This window comes from Stenotrophomonas sp. 85239_Sma (assembly GCF_056481725.1).
On record NZ_CM151163.1, the window covers coordinates 3000675 to 3022433 of the forward strand.

Sequence of the window (21759 nt, forward strand, 5' to 3'; positions counted from 1 at the left end):
CAGCCGCTCATTCGGTTTATACACCGTCCGGCGCATTGTTCAGTCAACACGAGGTGGAGATTCCCATGGCCGACCTGATTCCACTGGCCCAGGCCCGTTGCGTGCCACGCAAAGGCAGCGACCACAAGCTTGGCGAAGCCCGCCTGGCCGAACTGTTGCCGCAGATTCCCGGCTGGGAGCTGAGCGAGGGTGGCCAGGCCCTGTCGCGCACGTTCCGCTTCAAGGATTACTACGCCACCATGGCCTTCGTGAATGCGTTGGCCTGGGTTGCCCACCGCGAGGACCATCATCCGGACCTGGGCGTGCACTACGACCGTGCGGTCGTGCGCTTCTCCACCCACGATGTGGGTGGCCTGAGCGAGAACGATTTCATCTGCGCGGCGAAGACTTCGGCCCTGACGGAGCAACTGCCATGAACGTACGTTTGCTGAGCCTGTCCCTGATCGCTGCGGCCGGCGTGGCCGGTTGTGGCGCGTCCGAACCGCCGGCACAGCCACCGCCGCCGCCGACCGAAGTGGCCGCAGTGAAGACGCCGCCGCCGCAGTATCCGCTTGAACTGGCCTGCATGGGCGTAGGCGGCACCAGCACCTTCAAGGTGACCATCGGTACCGACGGCAAGCCGAGCGACATCGCGCTGTTGAGCGGTGCCGGCAACCCGCAGCTGGACGAACTGGCCAGGACCGCCGTGCAGGGCTGGCAGTTCAAGGCGGCTACCCGCAACGGCGCTGCGGTGCCGGCCACCATCCAGGTGCCGGTCAGCTTCAACCCGCCGCAGCCGAAGCCGGACCAGTGCTTCGCCATCGAAGAGCGCCTGCGCCGCGGCGGCTGATCCCGCGCGCCCCGACGAGGCCAGCCGACGCCCGCCTCGCCCTCCCCCGCCCCGGCTTCATCCGGGGCGGTTGTCTGTTGACCAGGACCGCGTCGGTACATGCTGCAGATTCCCCCCGAAAATGTCTGGATCGCACTGGCGGTCACCCTCGCAGCCGGCCTGGCCACCGCCATCGGCAGCCTGCTGGTGCTGTTCTCGCGCCGCCCCAACCCGCGCCTGCTGGCCTTCGGCCTGGCCTTTGCCGGTGGCGCGATGGTCTATGTGTCGCTGTCGGAAATCCTCAACAAGTCCATTGCCTCGTTCGCCATGGCCTATGGCGAGCGCACCGGCTTCACCTACGGCACCCTGGCCTTCCTGCTGGGCGTGATCGTCATCGTGCTGATCGACCATTTCATCCCCAACCCGCATGAAAGCCTGGACAAGCAGGATCCCGCATTCCGCGAGAACAGCCGCGAGTACCTGAAGCGCGTCGCCCTGCTGACCTCGGTCGCGATCACCGCGCACAACTTCCCGGAAGGCCTGGCGACCTTCTTCGCGACACTGGAGAGCCCGTCGGTGGGCATGCCGCTGGCCTTCGCCATTGCCATCCACAACATCCCCGAGGGCATCGCGATCGCGGTGCCGGTGTATTTCGCCACCCAGAACAAGCTCTACGCATTCACCGCCAGCCTGCTGTCCGGCCTTGCCGAGCCAGTGGGCGCGGCGATCGGTTACGTGCTGCTGTCCGGATCACTGTCGCACGCCACTTTCGGCTGGGTGTTCGGGCTGATCGCCGGCGTGATGGTGTTCCTGGCACTGGATGAACTGCTGCCAGCGGCCAAGCGCTATGCCAAGGGCCACGAGACGGTTTATGGACTGGTCGCAGGCATGGGCACGCTGGCGATCAGCCTGGTGCTGTTCAAGTGGTGAGGGGCTTGCGGCTCGCTTTTACAGGGGAGCGCCGGGCACGGCCCGGGGCAAGCTTCAGCGGAGCCGGTCCAGCGCCTCGACCAGCTCATCGGCCAGCGGTGCGTTCAGCACATACGGGCTCTTGCCGTCGTCCAGGGCAAACTCCAGCGAGGCCGCATGCAGGAACAGGCGCTTCAGCCCGATCTGCTCACGAAGCCGCTTGTTGACGGCGGGATCGCCGTATTTGTCGTCACCGGCCACCGGGTGCCCCAGATGCTGGGCATGCACGCGGATCTGGTGGGTACGCCCGGTCTCGATGCGGACCTCGCAGTAGGAATGACCACCGCGGCGCTCCAGCACGCGGAAGTGGCTGATCGACTCCTTGCCGATCGCATTGACCTGCACATGGCGCTCGCCGCCCTGGCGCAGGCCCACGTGCAGCGGCGCGTCGACCGTCATCACGCCATCGGGCATGCGTCCGGCCAGCAGGGTCAGGTAGCGCTTGCGGATGCCGGCGCCGTGGTCTTCCCGCAGCAGTGCCTGCAATTCGCTCAGCGCCGAGCGCTTCTTGGCCACGATCAGCAGGCCCGAGGTGTCGCGATCCAGCCGGTGGACCAGCTCCAGGGTCTGGCCCGGGCGCAGGGCGCGCAGGGTCTCGATGGCGCCAAAGCTGATGCCGCTGCCGCCGTGGCTGGCAACGCCGGTGGGCTTGTTCAGGGCCAGCAGGCGGGCATCCTCGAAGACGATGGCCTGCTCCAGGCGGCGCATGAACGCCTCCGGCGGACCGGCCTTGTCTCCCTCTTCCGTGAGACGAACCGGCGGCACGCGCACTTCGTCACCGGCCTCCAGCTTGCGTTCGGCCTTGGCGCGGCCACCGTTCACCCTCACCTGGCCGCTGCGCACCAGCTTGTAGACCAGGCTGCGCGGGGCGCCCTTCAGCTGGCCGAGCAGGAAGTTGTCCAGGCGCTGCCCCGCGCGGTCGGCGGGAACGGTGATCATGCGCACGGAAGGCTTGTCGCCAGCGGGTTTGGTCGGGTCTTGGGCGGTCATCAGGCTGTTTATTCTGTTACACTCGGGGGGCGAGATAAGGGATTGATTTCGTTGGAAGTTACTCAGGGCCAGAAGCCCAGCTTCCGACGAATCCGGCACAGTGCGCGACCACCGCCCGCGGGGCGGCCATGTTAGCGGCTCACCGGCCTTCCCGGCCATCGCCGGATGCCTGACACGCAACCGTGCTGAACATGTCCCGCGTGGCGCTCCAGCCTGGCTGACAGCTGCCTGCGGCCCTGCAACACCCAAAACCCATAAGAGTGAAGCGCTCCCGCGGCCTGCCGTGGTGTCGTAGCGCTGGAAACCCAAGCCGCCCTCCCCGCGCTTGCGCGAATGGGCGGCGAGCCGTGTCCAGAGGCGAAACCCCATGGCGTTCCGCGCGGTAGCCGCTTGCGAGGAACGCAACAATGAAGCGAATGCTGATCAACGCCACGCAGGCTGAAGAGCTGCGTGTTGCCATCGTGGATGGCCAGTCGTTGTATGACATCGACATCGAACAGCCGTCGAAGGAACAGAAGAAGTCGAACATCTACAAGGGCCGGATCTTCCGCATCGAGCCCTCGCTGGAAGCCGCCTTCGTCGAGTACGGCGGTGGCCGCCATGGCTTCCTGCCGCTGAAGGAAATCTCCCGCGACTACTTCCAGGCCGGTGTCGACCACAACAAGGCCGGCATCCGCGAGCTGCTGAAGGAAGGCCAGGAAATCGTCGTCCAGGTGGACAAGGAAGAGCGCGGCAACAAGGGCGCCGCCCTGACCACGTTCATCTCCCTGGCCGGCCGCTACATGGTGCTGATGCCGAACTCGCCGAGCGCGGGCGGTGTCTCCCGTCGCATCGAAGGCGAAGACCGGGCCGCCCTCAAGGACGCCCTGGACAAGCTGAACATCCCCGACGACATGGGCGTGATCATCCGCACCGCAGGCGTCGGCCGCGATGCCGAAGAGCTGCAGTGGGATCTGGACTACCTGCTCAACGTCTGGCGCGCCATCGCCGAAGCCGCGCTGAGCAAGCCGGCCCCGTTCCTGATCTACCAGGAATCGCGCCTGATCGTGCGCGCCCTGCGTGACTACCTGCGCGCCGACATCGGCGAGATCCTGGTGGACACCGAGGAGATGTACGAGCACGCCCGCGAGTTCATGCAGCAGGTGATGCCGCAGACCCTGCGCAAGCTCAAGCACTACAAGGACGATATCCCGCTGTTCAACCGCTTCCAGATCGAGTCGCAGATCGAAGGCGCCTACGAGCGCAACGTGCGACTGCCGTCGGGCGGCTCGATCGTGGTCGACCAGACCGAAGCACTGACCGCGGTCGACGTGAACTCTTCGCGCGCCACCAAGGGCAGCGACATCGAGGACACCGCGTTCCAGACCAACCTGGAAGCGGCCGAGGAAGTGGCCCGCCAGCTGCGCCTGCGCGACCTGGGTGGCCTGGTGGTCATCGACTTCATCGACATGGCCTCCAACAAGCACCAGCGCGAGGTCGAGAACCGCCTGGCCAACGCGCTGAAGTACGACCGTGCGCGTGTGCAGGTCGGCCGCATCTCGCGCTTCGGCCTGCTGGAAATGAGCCGCCAGCGCCTGCGCCCGAGCCTGGGTGAATCCAGCCAGATCGTCTGCCCGCGCTGCGACGGCCACGGCCGCATGCGCAGCGTCGAGTCGCTGTCGCTGTCGATCATCCGCGTCGCCGAAGAGCATGCGATGAAGGAAAACACCGGGCAGGTGCTGGTGCAGGCTCCGGTGGAGATCGCCAATTACCTGCTGAACGAGAAGCGCAGCGCCCTGCGCGAGATCGAACAGCGCCACGAGGCGCCGATCGTGATCGTCGCCGACGAGCAGCTGCACACCCCGCACTACGCCGTGACCCGCCTGCGCGAGAACGAGCTGGGCGAAGAGAGCACCAAGCCCAGCTATCAGCGCGGCACCCCGCGCAAGCTGCCGGTGCACGCCCTGACCAAGGGCCAGCTGAACATCCCGCCGCCGGCGGTGACCCAGGTCAAGCACACCTCCCCCGCCCCCGTGCGCGAGGAAGTGGAGCCGGCCGCAGCCGCTCCGGCCCCGGTCGTGGCAGCGCCGGTGGCGCCCGCCTCGAGCGGCGGCGTGATCGGTTGGCTCAAGCGCGTGTTCGGTGGCGAACCGGCGCCGGCGCCGGCACCGGCGGCTCCGGTCGCCCGCCCGCAGCAGGACGGCGGCCGCAAGGACCGCAACAAGGATCGCAACAAGGACCGCAAGGATCGCCGCGACGACAGCCGTGGCAACGCCGGCGGCAACGGCAATGCGCAGCAGCAGAAAGATGGCGGCAACCGCAAGGAGCGCGGTGAGCAGCGCAAGGACGGCCGCAACGGCAATGCCCAGCAGCAGCCGCAGCAGGGCAAGCAGAAGGATGGCCAGCAGCAGCCGCAGCAGCAGAACAAGCCGCGCAACGAGCAGCAGGGCCAGAACCAGAACCAGAACCAGAACCAGCAGCAGCCGAAGCTGAAGCAGCCCAAGCAGCCGCGCCCGCAGCAGGACGGTGACAAGCCGGCGGAGAAGCCGCAGCGCAACGCCGCCGAAGCACCGGCCGAAGTCGTGACCGCGGCTGCCGCCGTGGCCGCCACGGCTGTCGCCGCCAACGTGGTGACCGCCCAGGAAGCTACCGCGCCGGCGGCTCCGGTGGCACCGGCCGCCTCCGCGCCGGTCGAAGCCGCTGCAGCGGTCGATACCGCAGCCAACGCGGGCAACGAAGCCGAGGCGGTTGCTGTGAGCACTGACGAAGCTGCAACCGACGCCAATGGTGACCAGGCCGGCGAAGGCGCGACTCGCCGTCGTCGCGGCCGTCGCGGCGGCCGTCGCCGTCGTCGCGGTGGCGCCGAGAATGCCGCCGGCAGCGACGTCCTAGGCGATGACCAGGACGAGGGTGACGACAACGATGACGCCGATGGCGCCGAGCCGAACGTCGACAACACCGCTGGATCGGCTCCGGTGGCTGCTGCGCAGCCGGCCCGTTCGCAGCCGGAATTTGACTTCGATGATGAAGTCGAGCCGACCGCAGACGCCGCGAAGCCGGTCCGCGCCGCCGCTGCCGTTGTGGCCGCGCCGGTCGCGGTGGTGAGCACCGCCGTGGTAGAAGCCGCCGCCCCGGTCATGGCTGAAGGGGAGACCCCGGTCGAAGCTGCTGCGAAGACCGAAGCGGTGTCCTCGCCGGTGCAGACCAGCATGCTCGATGCCATTGACGCTGCGACCCCGGCCCAGCCGGTGGCAGCGTCAGCCCCGGCGGTCGAAGCGAAGCCGGTGGTGGCTGAGGTAGCCCCGGTCGCTGAGGCCACTCCGGTGGTCGAAGTGAAGCCGGTCGTGGCCGAGGCTGCTCCGATCGTGGAATCGAAGGCGCAGGTTGTTGAAGCGGCCCCGGTGGTTGAAACCCAGCCGGCGGCGGTCGAGGTTGCCCCGGTGGTGGATGCCACTCCCGCGGTTGAAGCCAAGCCAGTCGTCGAGACGGCGCCGGTCGCCGAACAGCCGGTCGCTCCGGTAGCGGTCGAAGCTGCGCCGGTGGAAGCCGCTGCCCCCGTCGCCGAGGCGGTGGTGACGCCGTCGATCGATCCGGTCGCCGATGGTCACACCGACGCCGCCGCGCAGGCCGCCGAAGCCAAGGCCGAGGAAGAAGACGAAGACGCCGCCAAGCGCACGCCGCCGGCGAACTGATCGCGCCTTGATCGCGTAGAAAACGAAACGGCGGGGATCACGGATCCCCGCCGTTTTTGTTTGTGCGCCGGGCGCGTGCAGCGCTCTGGTAGAGGCCAACCTTGGTTGGTGCCGTTGTTGGAGCGAACGCGGACACGTCCGTGCCAACCAAGGTTGGCACCTGCCAGGGCATCAGCGCGCCGGCGCGAACTGCAGGCGGGTCCACACACCGTAGTGGTCCGAGGCCCACCGGCCGCTGTCGTCGGGCTGGTCGAACAGGAGCTTCGCCTCGCGCGCGACCATCCCGTCCTGCTGGAAGAAGATGTGGTCGATCCGCGAGGGCGCCTGGTAGTAGTGCCGGTTCAACGTGCTGACCCCGGCCAGGTCGGTGTTGACGTGGACGCTGCCGTAGCTGTCGCCGTAATGGCTGCGCAGCTCGCTCAGGTCGCCGGCATCCACCAGTGCGTTGAAATCGCCGGCAATCACCACCGGCGCACCGGCCGAGGTGGTGGCGACAAAGCGCAGCAGATCCTCGACCTGGACGCGGCGGATGCGCTGGCCGCGTTCGTCACTACGCTCATTGAGATGCGTGGCATAGACGTTCACCGGGTGACCGTCCACGTCGATGCGCAGGTGCGCAGGTGCGCAACGGTACGGTAGTCATCCAGTGGCTGCAGCAGGTGGTCACCCTGGGCCAGGATCGGGCGCCGGCTCAGCAGTGCGTTGCCGTAACGCTTGGCGGCCCCGACCGGATCGGTGGAGACGAAGATGTACCTGTAACCGAGCTGACTGGCCAGCCATTGCGCCTGGTTGCGCACGTTGCGGCGCTGGATCACCTCCTGCAACGCAATGGCATCGGGCTGCAGGCGCTTGAGTTCGGCCAGGATGGTGCGGCGACGGCTGGGCCAGTCCTCGCGGTCATGGTGCAGGTTGAAGGTGACCATGCTCATGCCTGGCCCGCTGGCAATCTCCGCCGCTGGCGACGCGACCTGCGGCACGGCTGCCAGCGCCAGCGGCGGCAATGCCAACGCGATCGCCAGCCCCAGGGCACGCGCCATCGCGCGCACCCTCGCCCCCTGTTGCTTCATCGTTACTGCCCCTTGCGCTCGGCGCGGCGCACCGCGCTCGGTACATCGATCTCGACCCGCGCCGGCAGCTGGTGCACGTGCAGTTCCTTGTTGATCCATTCGGCCGCTTCACCGTTGATGGTCGCCTCACCCGGATCACCGGCGTACGGCCACGGCAGCACCACGCCACCGACCGGTGGCACCAGGCCCGGCTGCACCTCCAGCACCAGCTGCTTGTCGCTGCGCTGCAGGCGGTAGTTGAGCTGGCCCTGCGGCGTGCGCAGGCCCTGCACGGCGATGCCCTCGCCCTGCAACCAGGCCGTCGGAATGCCGGCGGCAAGCACCAGCGCATCGTCCATGTCACGGCTGTAGGCGAACATGTCCAGGGCTGAGCGCACGAAGTCCGAGGCTACCCAGGCATGCGGCAGGTCACCGACGAAGAACGGCTTGCGTGGCGTGCGCGAGACCACTTCGGCCCACTGGTTCCAGGCCTGCGGCGCACGGTCCTTGAAGAAGAATTCGGTCGCCTGCCAGGCGCGATCACGCCAGCCCATGCGGACGAAGGCGGCCACGTTGCGCCACTCGTAGGGCGTGTAGTCCTTCCACTCGCGCTTGCCGTCGCGACGGGCCACGAACTCCTTCCAGTAACGCTCGAAGGTGGCATCCAGTGCCTGTTGCGGCAGGCGGCCCTGCTCGCCGCCTGGCGCCAGTGCGATGGTGGTGGAGGTCGCGTCGAAATCGCCCAGCTCGGCCGAACCCGGCAGGTAGTCGATGTTGTGCTGCTGCATCGCCGACAGCAGCGAGGCCTGCAGGTCATCACGGAACTGGTCACGCGATTCGGCGATCTGCATCGCCTCGACCTTGCCCAGCTGGGCCGCCAGCATTGCCGCGTCCTTGTAGCCGCGCAACGCCCAGAAGTTGTCCCAGTACGAGTGCATCGGCTTTGCCGAATAGCCTTCGTGGCTGATCGAAGCCGGCATCATCCCGTAGAACGCCGGATTGCGCGCACGGTTCTCGTCCGTGCGCTCGCTGGCGCGCAGTTGCTCCATGTAGCGGTAGGCGCCCTGCACATGCGGCCACATCAGCTCGGCGAAGGTGCTGTCACCGGTATAACGCCCATATTCGGCGATACTGTAGATCAGCTCGCCGTGGCTGTCGTTCTCCGGCACCGGGTCGCTGCCACGTGCATCGACACAGCACGGCACCTTGCCGTTCTCGAACTGGTAAGGCGCATACCAGTTGATGTAGTCACGCACGGCGTCGCTGCGCCCCATGCGCAGCAGGCCCTCGGAAATCATCGCGCCATCGCGGATCCAGCTGCGCGCGTAGGAGCGCGTGCCCGGCTGCAGGCGCGGGCCAACCCGCGAGATCAGCATGTGTGCCACTGCGGTGCGCAGGGTGTCGACCAGTGCCTGGCCCGCAGCAGGTACCTGCAACGAGACCGCGCCCAGCTTCTGCCGCCACTGCTCGGCCACCTGCGCCTGCGCCTTGGCCACGTCCAGCGCCTGCGGCGCCCAGCCGCCGGTCTGCGGCAGCACCACCGCCACTTCACGGCTCTGGCCGGGTTCCAGCTTGATCGTATACAGCAGCGCGCCAGACGCCATGCCGGTGCTGTCCTTCACCACCGTACTGGCCGGATACTTTCCGGACGCCAGGTGCATCGCATCGAGCTTGCCATCGAACGTGCTCGCAAAGCGGGCATCCGGCACCTGCAGCGGATAGATGCGCGGCTCGCCGTTGATGCGCACCAACTGTTCGCCCACATCCAGTGCATCGATGCGGCTGAAGCCGCCGACGGTATTGAGGAACTGGGTCGGCGGGTTGACCTGCCATGGTCGGATCGCCAGCGCCAGGGTGTACTCGTGCGCCACCTTGTCCGGATTGCTCAGCCGGTAGCGGCCGATCAACTGCGCGCGCTCGGGCGTGCCCTGCACGAAGCCGGTCACCGCCAGGCCGGCCTTCTCGTGCACCCAATCGACATTGGCGATCGGCAGGTAGTGATCCTGCAGCGACTGGGTGATGGCGACCTTCGACCAGTCCAGCAGCTTGCCGTCGAGGCGGACGAACGGCTCGATGCTGAAGCTGCCCTTGGCCGGCTCCAGCGCACCGTCCTCGCTGATCAACGCCTGTTCCTGGCCGCCATCGAGGCCGAGCAGGGTCCAGTACGGCTGTTCGTCCACATACGCGCGCGGCAGCGAGCCGCGCGGCAGGTCGGCCGCCACCGAGGACAGGAACGCGTTTGGCGTGGCGGCGAAGGCCAGCGGCTTGAGCGTGATGTCACGGATGCCATAGCGCCAGTTCGGGCCATCGAGCAGATCGAAGCGTACGTAGCGCGCGTCGGTGTCCGGCAGCGCCAGCCAATCGCGGCCACCGGCACCGCCGGTCACCTCGCGCACGGTGCGCCAGTCCCGGCCATCCTGGGAGATCCGCACGGTGTAGCGGTTGGCTTCCAGGTTCGGCAGCCAGTCGATCACCGCACCACCGATCTCGCGGCTCTTGTGCAGATCCAGGCTGACCGTCTGCTGCTTGACCCCGCCGCTGATCCAGAACGTGTCGCCCTTGCCATCGATCATGCGGTCCTGCAGCGCGGTGGCGGTGTCGGCGATCACCGATGGCACCAGTGCCGAATCATCCTGCGGCGGCAGGCCCTGCAGGGTCAGCTTGTCGAAACACACCGTGCCGCGGCCGCCGACCTTGCTGTAGATCGTGAACTCGACCGCGGCGCTGCGTGCCATCTCCTTCCCGGGCGACGGCCCCCACGCCTTGTCGATCTGGCGACGGCGGTACTCGACCGGCGTCCACGCCTTGGGGAAGCTGTAGCCCGGGCGATTGACCCACCAGACGTTGTCGCCGCTGGCGTCGATCAGCTTGAACTGCAGGTCGTTGGCCGGCGAATCACCGCGCAGCTGGAAACCGAAACGGTAGTTGACCGGGTAGTCGATGTTCAGCGCGCGGCGGATGCCGACGTAGCCGGAGACCTTGTGGAAATCGTAGTCCAGGCACAGGGCGCGGCCACCACCGGCACCGCTCACCGGCCGCAGCGAACCACTGACCTGGTCGGACAGCACCAGCTTCCAGGCCGCGATGTCGTCGAAGTCGTCCAGCACCTTCGGTGCCGGCAGCGCCGGTGGTGCGGCGATCGCCACGGAGGTCCACAACAGGCCCAGTCCAACGGCGATCGCTCGCTTCATCCCTTGACGCTCCCCAGCAACAGACCTTGGATGTAGTACCGCTGCAGCACCAGGAACAGCGCCAGCACCGGAACCACGGTGACCACCGCGCCGGCCATCATCATTTCCACGTCCATGATGTGCTCGCGCGAGAGGGTGGCCAGCGCCACCGGCAAAGTGTAGTGCTCCTGGTCGGTCAACACGATCAGCGGCCACATGAAATCGTTCCACGCGCCCATGAAGGTGAAGATCGCCAGGGTCACCAGCACCGGCTTGAGCATCGGCAGCACGATCTGGAAGAAGATGCGCAGCTCCCCTGCCCCGTCGATGCGGGCCGCCTCCAGCAGTTCGTCCGGAATCGAACGCGCGTACTGGCGTACCAGGAAGATGCCGAACACGCTGGCCAGCGCCGGCACGATCACGCCGCCAAAGCTGTTGACCAGCCCCAGCTGCTTCATCAGCAGGAACAGCGGCAGCATCGCCACCTGCGCCGGAATCACCAGCGCCGCCATCAGCACCTGGAACAGGCGCTCGCGGCCGACGAAATTGAGCTTGGCGAACGCGTAACCGGCCATGGTGTTGAGCAGCAACGAACCCAGCGTGATGCCCAGCGACACCAGCAGGCTGTTGGCGAAGTTGCCGCCCATGCCGGTTCGCGCGAACAGCTCATGGTAGTTGTGCGTGGTGATGCTCGACGGCAGCAGCGGCGGCGGGAAATGACTGGCCTCGCCCTGCGGCATGAACGAGACCGAGACCATCCACAGCAGCGGTGCCAGGCTGACCAGGGCCAGCACCAGCAACGCACCATTGATCATCCACGGGTACCAGCGCGACTGGCCGATTTCACGACTCATACCAACTGCCTCTTGCGGCCGAAACGCAGCATCACGGTGGTCACCGCCAGGATGATCAGGAACAGCAGGAACGCCACGGCGGAGGCGCGTCCCAGGTTCCACCACTTGAAGCCTTCCTCGAACATGAAATACAGCACGCTGACGGTGCTCTGCAGCGGGTCGCCGCGGGTCATGACATACGGCTCGGCGAACAGCTGGAAGTAGCCGGACACGGTGATCACGCCGACCACCAGCAGCACCGGCCCGAGCATCGGCAGGGTGATGTGCAGGAACTGCTTCCAGCGTGAGGCGCCGTCGATGCGCGCCGCTTCGTACAGGTCATGCGGGATCGCCTGCAGGCCGGCCAGGAAGATCACCATGTTGTAGCCGAAGTTCTTCCACACCGCGAACAGCATGATGGTCGGCATCGCCCAGTTGGGATCGCCCAGCCAGTCGATCGGGCTGATGCCCAGATGGCCCAGGCCGTAGTTCACCAAGCCATAGCTGGTATGGAACAGGTAGCGCCAGATCACCGCCACCGCCACCAGCGTGGTCACCACCGGTGCGAACAGGGCCGTGCGGAACAGCGCCTTGAAGCGCGCGGCCGGCGCATTGAGCAGCATCGCCGCGCCCAGCGACACGCCGATCGACAACGGCACGCCGATCAGCACGAAGTAGGTGGTGTTCCACAGCGACTTCCAGAACATCGGCGTCTGCAGCAGGTCGATGTAGTTGCCCAGGCCAACGAAGCGCAGGTTGCTGCTGTCGGCCAGCGCATAGAGGTCGAAGTCGGTCACGCTCAGCGCGAGCGCCGAGGCGACCGGCAGCCCGAAGAACACGCCCAGCACGATCAGCGAGGGGCCGGCGAAGATCCAGCCGGCCAGCGAAGTACGTTTCATTGCGCGCTCCCGGCGGCCACGGCGCTGCTCGATTGCGGCGACGGCGCGCGCTCCTGCAGGCGTTGTTGTTCATGCATCCAGCGGCGCTTGGCCAGCACCTTGTCCACGCGCTGGTCCAGCTCTTCCACGGCCTTGTCCTGCGCCAGGCCACCACGCACCACCTTCTCGGTGACGATACGCATTTCCTGCACGATGCGCTCCCATTCGAGCACCTTCGGCGTCGGCCTGACCCGCTCCAGCTGATCGCGGAACGCAGCTGCCAGCGGATCGTTGGCCAGTGACGGTGCATTCCATGCACTGCGGCGCGGTGGCAGGTCGCCGATGATCGAATGGAAGCGCGCCTGGATTTCCGGGCGCGACAGGAATTCGATCAGCTTCCAGGAAGCCTCCTTCTGCTGCGACTTGCGGAAGATCACCAGGCTGGTGCCACCGGCGATGCCCGCGCCCGGACCATCCGGCCCCGGCAGCGCGGCGGTGCCCCACTGCCCTTCCAGTTCCTTCGGCTGCAGTTTCTTGAACTCGCGGATGTTCCAGGGGCCGGAGATGTAGAACACGTTGAAGCCGCGGAAGAATTCGTCCCAGACGTTGGAAATCTGCGTCTCGGACATCTTCGGCGCCCAGCCCTGCTCGAACATGTTGGCGTAGAAGGCCAGCGTGCGGCGGAACCCCGGGCTGGCGAAATTGCCGCGGGTGTCATCGTCGCGCAGCAGCGGGTCGGGCTGCTGCAAGGCCAGCGACAGCTGCTGCTCGAATTCGTTGATCGGCATCAGTACCGCGTAGCGGTTCGGGCCCTGCATGCGCTTGATCGCCGCCATCTGCTCCTCCCATTCCTGCCACGTGCGCGGCGGGTGGTCGTAGCCGGCCTTGGCCAGCAGATCCTTGCGGTAGTAGATCAGGCGCGTATCGACATACCACGGCACGCCGACCAGTTCGCCATGGATCACGTTGGTATCCCAGATGCCCTGGAAGTAGTCCTTCGGGTCGACCACGGTGGAGCGCTGCACGAACGGCTGCAGCGGAGTCAGCGCGTCGAGTTCGGCGAACTCCGGCACCCAGGTGTTGCCCAGCTGGCACACGTCCGGCAGGCCGTCGGCGGCGAACGCGGTCAGCAGCTTCTCATGCGCGGCGGTCCACGGGATGTTCTGCACATCCACCTTGATGCCGGGATTCTCGGCCTCGAATTCGTGGATCAGCTCGCTGACCACCTCGGCTTCGCGGCCCATCGCCCAGAAACGCACGGTGGTGCCCGGTTCGGTACGGGCGCAGCCGGCCACGGCCAACACGGCCAGGGCAGGGAGCGCCCAACGGCGCAGGCGGTCGATCCAGTTCGGCATCGGGTTACTTGCCCTGGCCTGTGGTGCGGTTGGCATTGTTCTTCTGTTCCTGCGCGGCAGCCGCGCGTGATTCGGCGATACCCACCGCGCGTGCTGCCGCGGCCTTTTCGTCCTTCTGCAGTTCCAGCGGCTGGAACGAGCCTTCCGGCGCCAGCCAGCCACCGCTGAACCCGGCCCGCTCCAGGCCCTTGCGGATATACGGGTTCTTCTTCATCACTTCCCAGACGAAGTCGTCGCGGTAGTTGGCGATCATGGTCAGGATCGGCCCCTGGTCGATGGCGATGTAGTCGCTGGCGACCCAGCCACGATCCGGCACCAGGCGACCGGTCTTGATCGGGATGTCGTAGTTGAAGCTGGGGTTGAACGAATCCAGGAATCCGTAGCTGGAATAGATGTAGTCACCGTAGCGCTTGTGCATTTCCAGCGTGGCCGGGATCACCTGCTCGGGGGCGAACACCACCGATGCAATTGCAGCGGTCGGGGCGATGGTGCCGTCATCGAAGTTCTCGCGCAGGCCGGCGCCGCGCGAGGAGTAGTGGCGGAACTGGCGTTGCTCGCCGCGGTACTCCTGCGTGGTGTTCTGCGGACCATCGCTGGCGGTCAGGCCCCAGACGTTCTCGCCATAGTCCTTCCACTGCATCGGGTTGGCGATGGCGTATTCGCGCTGGGCCAGGGCGGCCGAGCGGCTGTTGAGGAAATAGGTGCTGCCACGCTCGCGCATGTACGCATCCTGGATGTCGCGGAAGTCGATCCAGACGTGGCTGTACTGGTGGCCGAACAGCGGGCCGAAGGACAGGTATTCCTGGCCCTGGTAGACCCCCCAGTCGTTGTCGTAGGTGCGCGTCCACACCGTCCACGCGTCCGGGCTGACCGGGTGCGTCGGCGAGCCCAGGGCGAGGATGTAGACCATCATCGCCTCGTTGTAGCCCATCCAGTCGTGGTCGATGAAGCCGCTCTCCGGGAACCAGCCCATCGAGATCAGCGGCGCACGCTGCTGCAGCCACGGCCAGTCGACCTTCTTGTACAGCGTATCGGCGATCTGGCGGATTTCCTTCTCGCGCGGATCGTCGCCATCGTAGTACGACTGCGCGAACAGCACGCCCATCATCAGCAGCGCGGTATCCACCGAGGACAGTTCAACCCAGCTGTCGTAGCGACGGCCTTCCTGCATGTCCAGGAAGTGGTAGTAGAAGCCCTTGTAGCCGGCCTTGCCGGTGCGCTGCGGGCCCATCGGCACGTCGCGGAAGAACTTCAGCGTGGTCAGGGTGCGGTCGATCGCCTGGTTGCGGCTGACCCAGCCGTTCTCGATGCCGATCGGGTACGCGGTCAGCGCGAAGCCGACCGAGGCAATGCTGGCGAACGGCCGCGACGGGTAGCGGTCCGGGGTCAGCCCGTTGATCTCGTTGGTGGTGTCCCAGAAGAACTGGAAGGTGCGGCGCTCGATGTCATCGAACAGCGGCGGCAACTCCGGCTTCATCGGTCGCGGCGGTGCGTCGGCCTCGATCAGGATCACCGGCGGGCGTGGCTTGGCAGGCTCCTGCTGGGCCGGCTGGCAGGCGGCCACGGCCAGGCTCAACGCTGCGGCGGACAACAGATGGCGTGCCTGCATGGCGCGATTTCTCCGGTGGTCTGATCGATGGGAAAGCATAACGTCCAATGATCTGAAATCGTTTACAAGGTGCGCCCTGAAAAAACCACGAAAAACGTGGCCTGACACCGCGATCATTGCCCACGCCGCTGCCCCCTGGCCGGCAGCGGCGTGGGCAATGGACCGGCACGAGGCCGGCCATTGCCATTGTTCATCCTGCCGATGCCGCCGGCGGACCGGCGGCATCGGGGTACTGCTTCAGGGTGTCCGCTTAGAAGCGGAAGCCCACTTCGGCCTTGACCTGGCGCGGGGTGCCGATGATTTCACCGGTCTCGTTGTAGCTGGCCTGCAGCTTGCCGTTGGTCTTGACGTAGTTGTAGGTGGAGAAGTTGTCGAAGTTGAACACATTGATGATGTCCAGGCGGGCGTACAGCTCGGTGTTGCCCGCCAGCTTGAACGTCTTCGTCGCCTGCAGGTCGACCGAGCGGTAACCGAAGATCTTGCCACCCACCAGGAACTTGCCGGTGGCATTCGGCACGGCCGCCTGCGGGGTCGGCAGCGTGTAGCCGCTGGCCTGCATCACCGGGTACCAGTCGTTGACGGCGGTCGGGGTGGCCAGGGTGATCTTGCCGCCGAAGGTGATGCCCCAGAAGCCGGCGTACGAACCGGTCACCACCAGGCGATGGCGCGGCGCACCGTTGGAGCGGATGGTCGGGTAGTCACCGATCAGGCCGCGGTCAAACGCGTACTTCTCGTTGATATCGCGGTTGTGGCGGGCGGTGGTCCAGGTATAGGCAATCGACGTGCCCCAGCCGCTTTCCTTGGTGAACGGCTTCTGCGCCGACAACAGGATCTGGGTGGCACGGGTCTTGATGCCCTGCTGGCCGATGATCAGGCTGCCGAAGCCAGGCACATTGCAGCTCCACGCCTGGCTCAGGCCCGGGTCGGTGCCACCGCACAGGCGCGGATCATCGAAGAACTGGCCGGTCGGGTAACGGTTGCCCAGGGTGAAGGCGAAGCCGTCGTAGCTCAGGGTACGTGCGATGGTGGCGTCGGTCAGCCAGTCACCGATCTGGTTGCTCATACCGAGGCTGAACTGATCCGAGTACGGTGCCTTCAGCTTGTTGTTCAGCAGATCCACTTCAAGACCGGCATTGCTGGTCGCACCGACCAGTGCCTGCAGGTTACCGATGCCATTGAGCAGGTTCGGATTCCAGTCATAGCAGGCGGCCTGGCCGTTGATGCAGGTGCCGGTGGCCGGGTTGCGGAAGTAGATGGTCGGCTGCGGCAGGGCCAGCTTGGTGGTTTCAAGCTGCAGGTTGTCGAACAGATCGCGGTCGTAGGAACGGCCGGCACCGCCGTGGATCACATGCTGCTCGTCGGCATTGATGTCATACGAGAAGCCCAGGCGCGGCTGCCAGGCATCCTTGAACGCCTTGCGGTTGTGGCCGTTACTGATGTAGTCGCTGATGTCCAGGCCGCCCAGTGCCAACGAATCGGCGTAGGTCTGCCCGGCAGGCGCGCGCGGATCCTGCGAATAGATGGCGTCGACCACCTGCTGCGGGGTCACGAAGTCCAGGTACGACGGGGTCTTTTCGTAGTCCCAGCGCAGGCCGAGGTTGATCTGCAGGTGGTCATTGACCTGCCAGTCGTCCTGGATGAACACACCGTACTGCTTGGACTTCGAACGCACTTCCCCGGAAACACCCGACACGCCGGTCACCGGCTTGACGAACTGCGCCTTGTACGGAATGTCGGAGCCGAAATCCGGGTCGCCCAGTGTGTAGGTGAAGGTCGGGTTGATCTGTGCCGCATCGGAAGCGTACAGGTCGATCTGCTTGTACTTCACACCCATCTTGATGGTGTGGTCGCCGGCCCACTGGATGCCGTCCAGGGTCAGGTTGTCCTCGATCGACCAGCCCTTCTGGCCCTTCACCTGTGAATCCAGCGCCGAGGCACCGCCGATCTTCACCACGGTGCGGTCTTCGGTACCATCCGGCGCGGTGTAGGTGATGCCGTTGGCCAGCGTCAGCGGGTTGGGGTTGTTGAACGAATCTTCGTGGGTGAGCATCAACTCGTTGTAGTAGCGCTCGCCGCTGTGGTTCCAGCGCAGAGCGTAACGACGGTCAGTGTTGACCACTTCGCGGCCCGCTTCCGGCGAGGTCTGGCCGCTGAACTGCGACTGGGTCTCGTCGCGGTCCTGGAAGGTCAGCTCGATGCGATCGTTGTCGGTCGGCTCGAAGTCGATCTTGCCGAAGATCAGGTCCTGCTTGAACGGCTGGCTGGCCGGGCCGAGGCCGGCGGCGCCGGCGGGCGGCAGCAGGCCGGCGGCCCCGGTGACGGCGCCATCCGGCGCGATGGTGACCGGCAGGTCGAAGCGCTTCGCTTCGTAGGTCACGAAGAAGTGGGCCTTGTCCTGGATGATCGGGCCGCCCAGGGCGAAACCGTATTCCTTCTCGGCCGAGACCATCTTGTCCTTGCCCCCCTGGCGCTCGGCCGGGGTCTTGGCGCGCATGTCCTCGTCGGTGTAGCGGTAGAACGCCTCACCCTTGAATTCATTGGTACCGGACTTGGTCGCAGCGGTCACCGCAGCACTGGAGACCTGGCCGTACTCGGCCTTGTAGTTGCCACTGATGACCTTGTATTCGCCGATGGCCAGCTGCGGGAACGGGTTGCCGGCGCTGCCGGACTGGCCGGCTACGCCGCCGCCCTTGACGTAGCTCTTCTGGCCCACGCCGTCGATGTACACGTTGGTGCCGTCGGCATTGGTGGCACCGCCGCGCAGCGAAGTGTTGCCCTTGGCATCGCGGGTAAAGATCAGGCCCGGCACCGCGTCGGCGAACTCCAGGAAGTTGCGCGACACCTGCGGGGTGGTCTGGATCTGCTGCAGGCTGACGGTCTTGCCGACTTCCGAAGTGCGCACTTCCTGCAGCAGGGTCGGCGCGACGACGTTGACGGTGTCCAGGTTGGTGGCCGCGGTCGAACCCGGGGTGCTGCTGGCAGCGCCGGCGAAGTTCAGCGTGGCGGTCGAGGCCACGGTGACGGTGACCTTCTGGGTCTGGCCGTTGGCGACCACGTCGTAGGTGCCCGGATCCAGGCCCATCAGCGAATAACTGCCGTCGGCGCGGATGGTGCCGCGACGGACGGTACCGGTGGCCACGTTGGTGGCGGTGACTTCGGTGCCTGCCTGCGCGCCGGCGACCTGGCCGCGAAGGCTGGCATTGGCCGACTGCGCCATGACGTTCGGAGCAGCAGCCAGCATCAGGCAGCTGACCAGCGCGGTGCTCAGCAGCCGGCGCGCCGGCGTGCGGAAGGTGGTATGCATCATCAACTCAATCTCCGGGTGGCGGTAACCGCTTGCGCGGTCCCTGCGATCAATCAGAAAAGAAGGAACGCCTCTGGCTTCAACGGCCCGATGGCGGAGTGGTGGAATCGCGAACTATCAAGCGGGGAACCAGGGTCTGCTTGTCCCCTGTCCCATCCGTGGAGGTGCCGTCCATCAACTGCAGCAGGCGCGTCATGGCCCGGTCGCCGAGCTCGGCGATGCTGACCTGCATGGTGGTCAGCGACGGGTGGACGAAACGCGCCAGAGGAATGTCATCGAAACCCGCCAGGGCCACATCGGCCGGGACACGCACCCCTGCCTGCGTGAACGCATACAGGCAGCCCAGGGCCATCATGTCGTTGGCGGCGAACACGGCATCGGGCAGCGCTCCGGCTGCCAGCAACTCCTGACCGGCGCGATGGCCGGAAGCTTCGTCGAAATCACCGGGCAGCTCGATGCCCTCGGCGCCACTGCCAAAAGCCACCAGCGCGTCACGGAAGCCGCGCAGGCGCTCGCGCGCGTCGAAGTTGAGGTCCGGGCCAGAAATGAATGCAATGCGGCGGTGGCCAGCGTCCAGCAGGTGGCGGGTCATCGCCATCGCACCGGCGTGGTCGTCGATGCTCAGCACCGGGTGGTCCTGCCCGGGCAGATAGGTGTTGATCAACACCGTCGGCAACGACTGCGGCAGGTTGTCGGTCAGGAAGCCCGGGCTCTCGGCATACGGCGAGAGCACCAGCAGGCCGTCGACGCGGCCTCGCATGGCACGCAGGGCCGCGCCCTGCTGTTCCTGGTCACCGTGGTAGCTGGACACCAGCAGGTGCTGGCGGCGGTTGCGGGCCACGCCATCGATGCCGCGCATCAGCTCGGAGAAGAATTCGCCGTACAGGTCGGGCAGCACCACGCCCACCGTATTGGTGCGGCGGCTGCTCAGGCTGCGGGCGGCGGCGTGCGGGGTGTAACGCAGCCGGGCGGCCACCTCCAGCACAAGCTGGCGGACCGGTTCGGCGACATTTTCATGCCCGTTGAGCGCGCGGGAAACCGTGGCCACGGAGACCCGGGCTTCGCGTGCGACGTCTTTGATTGTGATAGCTGCCTTGTTCACGAAGCCGCCCTCCACGGCTTGGACCTACCAGCATTGGCGCGGAATGTAAGCGTTTCCATCTGGGCTTGTAAACAGTCCGTTAGGCGAATGTCCCGAAATGGACATGAAAATCTGTCCGCAGCACGGCCCACGAAGGACCCACCCGGACAGTGCGGGACAAGGGCTCAGCCCTGTTCTGACGGGGTGTGCGCGCGGATGGACAACGCGTGGATATCGGTGTCCATCATCGACCCCAGCGCGGCATAGATCGCCCGATGCCGGGCCAGTGGAGCCAGGCCGGCGAAGCGTTCACTGACCACATGCACGTTGAAATGGCCGCGCCCGTCGCGGGCACCGGCATGGCCGGCATGGCGATGGCTGTCATCCTCGATCTCGAGCACGCTGGGGGACAGCGCCTGCTGCAGTGCGTCACGGATCCGTTCGATCCGCTCCGCGTTCACGGCAGGACCTTGCGGAACGGGCGCACCTGCACGCGGGTGTAGACGCCGGCGGCCACGTATGGGTCGGCATCGGCCCAGGCCTGGGCCTGCAGCAGCGACTCGAACTGCGCGATCACCACCGAACCACTGAAACCGGCCGGGCCCGGGTCTTCGCTGTCCACCGCCGGGCACGGCCCGGCCAGCAGCAGGCGTCCCTCGTCGCGCAGCGCGTGCAGCCGCGCCAGGTGTTCCGGCCGCGCCTGCAGCCTCTGCGCCAGCACATCCTGGCCGTCATACCCTTCGATCACATACCACACCGGCATTTCCTCGCTTGCGTTGTCGGGTCCGCAGATTCTAGCCAATGCGGCCCTCGTCCCGGCCCGGCTGGACACTGGCGCGACAAAGGCTTACCCTAGACTCCATTGCACGTGGCTGGATGCAGCAGCCCGTCGGTTTTTGCGGCCAACGCAGCCCCCGACGACCGATCCGCTGCTTCAAACCGGACCATCCGGCCGGGCCACGTAGACGACCTCCCCGTAGTTCCGTCGCTGCCGTCTCCTGCGGCGCGTCCTGCTGTTTGATATGTGTGGAATCGCGCCGATCCCGGCGTGTCTGGTGCCCTGGGGCTCCGTGGCGCTGGCCCGGTGAACCCGGTGCCGCGACTGGTCCGTTGCAATCCTGATGTCCATTAGATGACTTCCGAACTCGCGCTCGACGCGAACCCGCCAACCCGGCCGCCCGCCCCCCAGCAGCAGGAAATGCCGCTGGCCGTCGTGCATGGGCAACCTGTCCTGCAGATTCCGCAGGACCTGTACATCCCGCCGGACGCGCTGGAAGTCATCCTGGATGCCTTCGAAGGCCCGCTGGACCTGCTGCTGTACCTGATCCGCCGCCAGAACCTGGACGTGCTGGACATTCCCGTCGCCGAGATCACCCGGCAGTACGTGGAATACATCACCGTGATGCGCGAGCTGCGCTTCGAGCTGGCGGCCGAGTACCTGGTGATGGCCGCGATCCTGGCCGAGGTGAAGTCGCGGATGCTGCTGCCGCGCCCGGTCAGCGACGAAGGCGATGAAGCCGACCCGCGCGCCGAGCTGGTGCGCCGGCTGCAGGAGTACGAACGTTTCAAGCAGGCCGCCGAGGACATCGACGCCCTGCCCCGCCAGGACCGCGATACCAGCCTGGCACACGCCTTCATGCCCGAGCGCGCCACGGTGAAGCTGCCGCCGCCGGTGGACCTGAAGGAAATGCTGCTGGCCCTGCACGACGTGCTCAAGCGCGCCGAGCTGTTCAGCGGCCACGCCATCAAGCGTGAGGCACTGAGCGTGCGGCAACGCATGGGCGAAGTGCTGGGACGCCTGGAAGACGGCAAGTTCTACCGCTTTGAAGGGTTGTTCACGGCGGAAGAAGGCAAGCTGGGCGTGCTGGTCACGTTCCTGGCGGTGCTGGAACTGGCCAAGGAACAGCTGCTGGACATCGTCCAGGAAGAACCGCTGGCGCCGATCTACGTGAAGTCGCTGGCGGCCGGCAACACCAATGCCCCGCTGCAGTTCAGCAGCGAGTTCGACGACAACGACGACGCCGCCAATGCAAACGAGTGAGCGC

At 66.3% G+C, this 21759-nt stretch carries 15 protein-coding genes and 1 pseudogene; 5 read left to right on the plus strand and 11 right to left on the minus strand.

The features are described from left to right. Positions 1-65: 65 nt before the first annotated feature. The 3 genes from ACYKG1_RS14085 (at position 66) to zupT (ending at position 1738) form a co-directional block, all read left to right on the plus strand. The gene (locus tag ACYKG1_RS14085; protein ID WP_100473356.1) at positions 66-416 is read left to right on the plus strand and encodes a 4a-hydroxytetrahydrobiopterin dehydratase; all 351 of its coding nucleotides are present in this window, start codon (positions 66-68) and stop codon (positions 414-416) included. After that, a complete protein-coding gene (locus ACYKG1_RS14090; RefSeq protein WP_478470772.1) occupies positions 413-829 on the plus strand; it encodes an energy transducer TonB in 417 nt (138 codons plus the stop codon). Before ACYKG1_RS14085 ends, ACYKG1_RS14090 begins: the two co-directional genes overlap by 4 nt. Positions 830-928: 99 nt before the next feature. Then, a complete protein-coding gene (zupT, locus tag ACYKG1_RS14095) occupies positions 929-1738 on the plus strand; it encodes a zinc transporter ZupT (RefSeq protein ID WP_100473358.1) in 810 nt (269 codons plus the stop codon). 54 nt (positions 1739-1792) lie between these two features. Here zupT and ACYKG1_RS14100 read toward each other — a convergent pair whose 3' ends face one another. Continuing rightward, positions 1793-2767 carry an RluA family pseudouridine synthase gene (locus ACYKG1_RS14100; RefSeq protein WP_049401092.1) on the minus strand — a complete coding sequence of 325 codons (975 nt, stop codon included), beginning with the start codon at positions 2765-2767 and terminating at the stop codon, positions 1793-1795. A 407-nt stretch (positions 2768-3174) separates the two neighbouring features. On the opposite strand from ACYKG1_RS14100, the gene ACYKG1_RS14105 reads away from it, so the two are divergent. Beyond that, the gene (locus ACYKG1_RS14105) at positions 3175-6438 is read left to right on the plus strand and encodes an Rne/Rng family ribonuclease (RefSeq protein WP_262082711.1); all 3264 of its coding nucleotides are present in this window, start codon (positions 3175-3177) and stop codon (positions 6436-6438) included. Between the two features lie 171 nt (positions 6439-6609). Here ACYKG1_RS14105 and ACYKG1_RS14110 read toward each other — a convergent pair. The 10 genes and pseudogenes from ACYKG1_RS14110 to ACYKG1_RS14155 form a co-directional block, all read right to left on the minus strand. Further along, positions 6610-7505: pseudogene (locus ACYKG1_RS14110) on the minus strand (endonuclease/exonuclease/phosphatase family protein). Between the two features lie 2 nt (positions 7506-7507). Continuing rightward, positions 7508-10675, minus strand: a complete 3168-nt coding sequence (locus tag ACYKG1_RS14115; protein ID WP_478470773.1) for a discoidin domain-containing protein — start codon at positions 10673-10675, stop codon at positions 7508-7510. After that, entirely contained in the window at positions 10672-11508 is an 837-nt protein-coding gene (locus ACYKG1_RS14120) for a carbohydrate ABC transporter permease (RefSeq protein ID WP_053460869.1), read from the minus strand. Before ACYKG1_RS14120 ends, ACYKG1_RS14115 begins: the two co-directional genes overlap by 4 nt. Further along, positions 11505-12386, minus strand: coding sequence for a carbohydrate ABC transporter permease (locus tag ACYKG1_RS14125; protein ID WP_005410323.1), 882 nt, complete (start codon positions 12384-12386; stop codon positions 11505-11507). The genes ACYKG1_RS14120 and ACYKG1_RS14125 overlap by 4 nt, the downstream gene beginning before the upstream one ends. Then, on the minus strand, positions 12383-13720 hold the full coding sequence (locus ACYKG1_RS14130) for a sugar ABC transporter substrate-binding protein (protein ID WP_100473362.1): 1338 nt from the start codon (positions 13718-13720) through the stop codon (positions 12383-12385). The genes ACYKG1_RS14125 and ACYKG1_RS14130 overlap by 4 nt, the downstream gene beginning before the upstream one ends. A 4-nt stretch (positions 13721-13724) precedes the next feature. Continuing rightward, positions 13725-15329: a glucoamylase family protein gene (locus ACYKG1_RS14135; protein WP_100473363.1), complete on the minus strand. Its 1605-nt coding sequence runs from the start codon at positions 15327-15329 to the stop codon at positions 13725-13727. 250 nt (positions 15330-15579) lie between these two features. Further along, positions 15580-18636 (minus strand): TonB-dependent receptor, encoded by a 3057-nt coding sequence (locus tag ACYKG1_RS14140; RefSeq protein WP_100473364.1) that lies wholly within the window; start codon positions 18634-18636, stop codon positions 15580-15582. Between the two features lie 76 nt (positions 18637-18712). Further along, positions 18713-19750, minus strand: coding sequence for a LacI family DNA-binding transcriptional regulator (locus tag ACYKG1_RS14145; protein ID WP_042358849.1), 1038 nt, complete (start codon positions 19748-19750; stop codon positions 18713-18715). 149 nt (positions 19751-19899) lie between these two features. Continuing rightward, positions 19900-20175 carry a BolA family protein gene (locus tag ACYKG1_RS14150; RefSeq protein ID WP_100473365.1) on the minus strand — a complete coding sequence of 92 codons (276 nt, stop codon included), beginning with the start codon at positions 20173-20175 and terminating at the stop codon, positions 19900-19902. Beyond that, the gene (locus ACYKG1_RS14155; RefSeq protein WP_032129789.1) at positions 20172-20471 is read right to left on the minus strand and encodes a YciI family protein; all 300 of its coding nucleotides are present in this window, start codon (positions 20469-20471) and stop codon (positions 20172-20174) included. The genes ACYKG1_RS14150 and ACYKG1_RS14155 overlap by 4 nt, the downstream gene beginning before the upstream one ends. 375 nt (positions 20472-20846) lie before the next feature. Here ACYKG1_RS14155 and ACYKG1_RS14160 point away from each other — a divergent pair, with 375 nt between their 5' ends. Next, on the plus strand, positions 20847-21755 hold the full coding sequence (locus ACYKG1_RS14160) for a segregation and condensation protein A (protein WP_100473366.1): 909 nt from the start codon (positions 20847-20849) through the stop codon (positions 21753-21755). Positions 21756-21759: the final 4 nt, after the last annotated feature.